General features: G+C 63.0%; 4 protein-coding genes and 1 pseudogene. All 5 read left to right on the forward strand.

Annotation, left to right across the window (positions count from 1 at the left end):
• Window positions 1-408: pseudogene (locus AYR66_RS05630) on the forward strand (TIGR01777 family oxidoreductase); the annotation flags it as partial.
• Between the two features lie 146 nt (window positions 409-554).
• A complete protein-coding gene (locus AYR66_RS05635) occupies window positions 555-2,807 on the forward strand; it encodes an alpha,alpha-trehalose-phosphate synthase (UDP-forming) (protein ID WP_088706713.1) in 2,253 nt (750 codons plus the stop codon).
• Between the two features lie 2 nt (window positions 2,808-2,809).
• A complete protein-coding gene (gene otsB / locus AYR66_RS05640) occupies window positions 2,810-3,616 on the forward strand; it encodes a trehalose-phosphatase (RefSeq protein WP_088706714.1) in 807 nt (268 codons plus the stop codon).
• Window positions 3,617-3,629: 13 nt separating this feature from the next.
• Entirely contained in the window at window positions 3,630-4,616 is a 987-nt protein-coding gene (locus tag AYR66_RS05645; protein ID WP_088706715.1) for an ROK family protein, read from the forward strand.
• Between the two features lie 67 nt (window positions 4,617-4,683).
• On the forward strand, window positions 4,684-5,538 hold the full coding sequence (locus tag AYR66_RS05650; protein WP_088706716.1) for a 2OG-Fe(II) oxygenase: 855 nt from the start codon (window positions 4,684-4,686) through the stop codon (window positions 5,536-5,538).
• Window positions 5,539-5,599: the final 61 nt, after the last annotated feature.

Here is a 5,599-nt window from a genome sequence, read left to right on the forward strand (position 1 = left end):
CACAGCGCGCGTGAACTGGTCTTCGCTGCCATATTCGGCGGCCTCGCCTGGCTGCAATGGGGCGGTAATCTGGCCTGGGCGCTGGCCGCGCTGGTGCTGCTGGAATTTTCGATCTCCCTGGTCGACACCCTGCACGAAGACCGCACCCGTCCCTTGTCAGCATTGGAGCGCATCATGCATGTGGTGCTCCTCATCAATTTCGGCGCCTACAACGCGTTCCTGCTGCCTGTGCTGCTGGAGTGGCGCACATTGCCGACCGGCTTTGCCCTCGCGAATCACGGCGTCTTGACTTGGCTGTTGACCGGCCTTTCCGTCGCTGCGCTTGCCTGGAGCGTACGTGACGCGGTCAGTTATGTCACGTTGGGAAAACGTGCTTTAAAGGACGGGTTTGCGGCATCGGCAGGTTGAGTGCCCGTATGCAACGCCACGGCGGCCTTGGGTCAAATTCCGGAACTATTGACGTGATTCATGATCTTTTGTCTACGTAGCGGAAACTCCACTCCGGTATGACGCTGTCAGGGGAGGGCGCTGCTGTACAACCACCGGATCCTTTAATGCCACTTCAATCCTTTCGACTTACCTTGCGGTTTGTCTTGCCGCTGGCGCTCGTGCTCGGCCTGTTTGCCTATGCGGTTGTACCCCTTGTCGATTCGCTGACCTTGCGCTGGTTTGTGCGCGATCTCGACGCGCGCTCGCAATCGCTCGCCAATGCCTTGCAAGACCCGCTGCTCGAATATGTGCCGCAGCACTCGGAGCGGCGCATCGGGCAATTGTTCGACCGCGCCCTGCGGGACGAGCGCCTGCACGCGATCGGCTTTTGCGACCCGGCAGGCAACCTGCTGTACAAGACATCGACCTATCCGTCCACACTCGGCTGCCGCGGCGCCGGCCATGGCGGCGCACTGCAATCCCTGGTAACACTGCCGCAAGGACCGTTGCATGTTTCCGAGAGCGCACTGGAACGCGACGGGCAGTCCATTGGAAAGCTGGTGCTGGTACACGACATGAGCTTCATCGAGCGGCGCAGCGCGGACACCAAGAAATACGTGATCGGCCTGTTCGCAGTGATCGCGATCGTGACATCGCTCATCACCGTGTTCATCGCTCATCTCAGCTGGCGTGACTGGGTCTCTTCGGTCAAGCGCGTGCTGCGCGGTGAGTTCGGTGTGCGGCCCCAGCAGCAGTCGCCGCAGTCGGAATCGCATCCGTTCGAAGGCGACCTGCGCGCCTTGCTGCATGAGTTCAATGTCGAGCGGCGCACGCGGGATGATTCAACGCATTTGTGGACACCTGAAAAACTGCGCGTGCTGCTGCACGAGGAATTGGCCGGCGACGAGGTGCTGGTCGTGTCCAACCGCGAACCCTATTTGCACATGCGCACCCGCAATGGCATCGAGGTGCAACGCCCCGCGAGCGGACTGGTGACGGCGGTGGAGCCGGTGATGCGCGCCTGTTCGGGCACCTGGATTGCCCATGGCAGTGGCAGCGCGGACAAGGAAAGCGTCGACCGCAACGACCGGGTGCCGGTGCCGCCCAACAATCCCGCGTATACGCTGCGCCGCGTGTGGCTGTCGCGCGAAGAGGAAAAGGGCTACTACTACGGTTTCGCCAACGAGGGCCTGTGGCCGCTGTGCCATATTGCGCACGTGCGCCCGGTGTTCCGCTCCTCGGACTGGGAACAGTACGTCGCCGTCAACCAGCGCTTCGCCGACGCCGTGGTGAAAGAGGCACGCACCGACGATCCGGTTGTGCTGGTGCAGGATTATCACTTCGCATTGCTGCCGCGCATGGTGCGCGATGCGTTGCCGAAGGCCACCATCATCACCTTCTGGCACATCCCCTGGTCGAATCCGGAATCCTTCGGCATTTGCCCGTGGCGCGAGGAAATCCTCGAAGGCTTGCTGGGTAGCACGATTCTCGGTTTCCACACGCCATTCCACTGCAAGAACTTCCTGGAAACCGTCGACCGCTACCTCGAAACGCGCATCGAACACGAGGCCTCGACGATTTCCTTCGGCGGCAAGCTGACGCAGGTTGAGCATTACCCCATCTCCATCGCCTGGCCGGAGCAGATGCACGACCAGCCCGGCATCGAGGAATGCCGCATCTCGGTGCGCGAGGAACATGGATTGCCCGCGGACCACCTGCTCGGTATTGGCGTGGACCGGCTCGATTACACCAAGGGCATCCTGGAGCGATTCCAGGCCGTCGAGAGGATGCTGGAGGCGCATTCCAACCTCGTCGGCAAGTTCACCATGATCCAGATCGCCGCGCCGTCGCGATCGTCACTCGAGGAATACCAGAATTTCGAGGCGCGGGTACGGGCCATGGTGCAGCGGATCAACGCGCGCTTCGGCAGCGGCAATTACCAGCCCATTATCCTCAAGGCGGAGCACCATGATGCGGACCAGGTCAACCGGTATTTCCGGGCTGCCGAGGTGTGCATGGTGACAAGCCTGCATGACGGCATGAACCTGGTTGCGAAGGAATACATTGCCGCACGCGACGATGAACGCGGCGTACTTGTGCTCAGCCAGTTCACGGGCGCCGCGCGTGAATTGCACGAAGCGCTGTTGGTCAATCCTTACCACATCGAGCAGAGCGCCGAATCCTTGTACCGCGCGGTGACCATGCCCGAGGTGGAGCAGCGTGACCGGATGCGCAGCATGCGTTCGCTGGTGAAGGACTTCAACATCTACCGCTGGGCAGGACGCATGCTGCTGGATGCCGCGCGCCTGCGCCAGCGCGAACGGATCATGACTCGTATCCGTTCCCACAGCAGGCAATCCTTGCGGCGCGTGGTGTGAGCATGCAGCCCCTGTTTTCCGAGACCGGCCTGAAGCGGGTAGAGGAGGTTGCGCGCGCCGGGCTGCTGTGTGCGTTCGACTTCGACGGCACGCTCGTGCCCATCATGTCGCGACCCGAGGAGGTGCGCCTGTCCGACGATGTGCGCGGCAAGCTGCTTCGCTTGTCCGCCCATGCCCCCGTGGCTATCATTACCGGACGGGCGCTCGAGGACATTCGCGGCTTGCTCGGCTTCACGCCGGACTATGTCGTTGGCAACCATGGCATGGAAGGTGTGCCGGGTTGGGAGGCACGTGCCGCAGTCCACGCGCAGCAATGCGCCGGATGGAAGGCGCAACTGACCGGCTTGCTGGCGCGTACGCCCGGCGCCGAAGGTATCGAGATCGAGGACAAGCGCTATTCGCTGTCAGTTCACTACCGCGCCGCGCCGGACTGGCAGAGGGCAGCGGTTTTCCTGGATGAGGTTTGCGCAGCACTTGATCCGCAGCCGCGACTGGTGGCGGGCAAATGCATCCTGAGCCTGGTGGGCGTCGATGCCTGGCACAAGGGCAATGCACTGGAAGCACTGATGGAGTTGTCCGGTGCCCGGACGGCCGTCTATGCCGGCGATGACGTGACCGACGAGGATGTCTTCCGCATCAAGCGAGCGGAGCTGCTGTCGGTGCGCGTGGAACACCGGCCGGACAGCGCTGCGGATTTCTTCATTCCGCGCGCAGAGGACACGGAACGGCTGCTCGATGAGCTAATCGCGCGCCTTGCCGCATGCGATGCGCGCAACTGGCTGCGCAAGGAAACAGCCTTGCATCAATGAAAGGGCACACAGAATGGATGCCGAATACATCGCCGCCCTCGACATCGGCGGCACCAAGATGGCCGCCATGGTGGCCTCGCGCGACGGACCGCTGGCCCGCATTTCCCAGCCGAGCATCAAGAGCGGCACATCGCGCGCCTTGCCGGAGCAGGGACTCGAACTGATCGAGGCGGTGTGCGCCAAGGCTGGCGTGCCAGCGAGTGCTATCAACACGCTGGGCGTGGCCTCTGCCGGGCCATTCGTGCGCGAGGAAGGCGCAATTGCCCTGTGCAGTCCCAACCTCTGCGGTGGCCTGAGCAGCGATTCGGACCTGCCGAACGACTGGACATCCATTCCCCTCGAAAAAGTGGTGCGCGAACGTTATGCAACGGTTGCGATCGACAACGACTGCGTGTCGGCATTGGTTGCCGAGCGAACTTTCGGCGCGGTGATCGACGAACCGGATTGCGCGTACGTCACCTGGAGCACCGGCATCGGTTTCGGCCTATGCGTCGACGGCCGCCTCTTGCGCGGCAAGAATGGCAATGCCGGTCATGCGGGCCACATCCTGATGAGTGAGACGGACGATGCGCTGTGCGGTTGCGGCAACCGCGGTGACCTCGAAGCACTGGCGTCCGGGCGCAACGTCGGCATCCGGGCCAACATGCCGGCGAGCGAGCTTTTCGAGCGCGCTCGGAACGGGGATGCGCAGGCGAGGGAGGTTGCCGAACGCGCGGCGCAGTGGTTCGGGCGTGGCCTTTACAATCTGGTTGCTACCCTGGATACACGGGTGTTTGTCATCGGCGGCAGTGTCTGGCTGCATCACGGCAACTGGCTTGCCCCCCTTGTGATGCGCGAGATCGAATCGCGATTTCCTGCACTGACGAGCGGCGTACGCATTCTCCCGGCAGCGCTGGGCCGCCTCGTTGCCGATGTCGGCGCATTGGCGATGGTCGTGCCCAAGGACTGGATTCCACTCTGGCGGCAGGGCAAGCCGTGGGAGAAGCTTGCGAAGGGCTGACTTTGCTCAAAGGAACCTTTGCCCGGGGGATGCATCTTAGGGGTTTCCCCTGCACGTTATTTGCCACATGAACAAGATCGTAATGCCGTCACTGCCGCAGGCATGGCAAACCTGGATTACCGAGAACCTCGCTCGCGGCTGTGTACCTGCAGAGATGGCGCAGGTCATGGTGCGCGACGGCAAATTCGAAGCAACGCTGGCCCGTGCCGCAATCGAGGAGGCACGCCGCACCGGCTTCAATCACTTGGCGCCCGCGCCGGCGCCCCAGCCGCTGCCCGAGATCGATACCTCTGCCAACATCCTGCGACTTGCCGGCCATGATGTGGAGATCCTGTTTTCGTTGCGCGCACCGCGCGTCGTCCTGCTCGGCGGTCTGCTTACCAGCGCAGAGTGCGACGAATTGATCGACTATGGAAGGACTCGGCTTGCGCGTTCGCCGGTCGTGTCCGACGCGGACGGCAAGACCGAAGTGCATGCCCATCGGACCAGTCGCGGCGCGATGCTGCAGCGGGGTGAAACCCCACTGGTTACCCGCATCGAATCGCGCCTGGCGGCGCTCACGCGCTGGCCGGTCGAGAACGGCGAGGGCTTGCAGATGCTGCAATACGAGAAGGGCAATGAATACCGCCCGCACTTCGACTGGTTCGATGCCTCGCGTCCCGGTCCGCGCAAGCACCTGGAGCGTGGCGGCCAGCGCGTCGGCACCATCGTGATGTACCTGAGCGATGTGGAAGCCGGCGGCGGCACCTCGTTCCCGGAAATCGGCCTGACCGTGCAGCCGAGGAAGGGCAGCGCGGTGTTCTTTGCCAATACCGACGCCTACCGCATGCCCGACCAGAAGACGCTGCACGCGGGTGATCCCGTCGAGCGGGGTGTGAAGTACATCGCTACCAAGTGGCTACGCGAGCGGGCCTACGTCTGATTCTTTTGCGGCGTGTACAGCCATCCGCGCCGCACCATCCACTTCTCGATTTCGACCGCCA

It is taken from the genome of Noviherbaspirillum denitrificans, assembly GCF_002211445.1.
Taxonomy (GTDB): Bacteria; Pseudomonadota; Gammaproteobacteria; order Burkholderiales; family Burkholderiaceae_D; genus Noviherbaspirillum; species Noviherbaspirillum denitrificans.

Bases quoted from the DNA above. Each gene is read 5' to 3' on its own strand.
- otsB (WP_088706714.1), top strand. From the start codon at position 2,810: ATGCAGCCCCTGTTTTCCGAGACCGGCCTGAAGCGGGTAGAGGAGGTT.
- AYR66_RS05645 (WP_088706715.1), top strand. From the start codon at position 3,630: ATGGATGCCGAATACATCGCCGCCCTCGACATCGGCGGCACCAAGATG.
- AYR66_RS05635 (WP_088706713.1), top strand. From the start codon at position 555: ATGCCACTTCAATCCTTTCGACTTACCTTGCGGTTTGTCTTGCCGCTG.
- AYR66_RS05650 (WP_088706716.1), top strand. From the start codon at position 4,684: ATGAACAAGATCGTAATGCCGTCACTGCCGCAGGCATGGCAAACCTGG.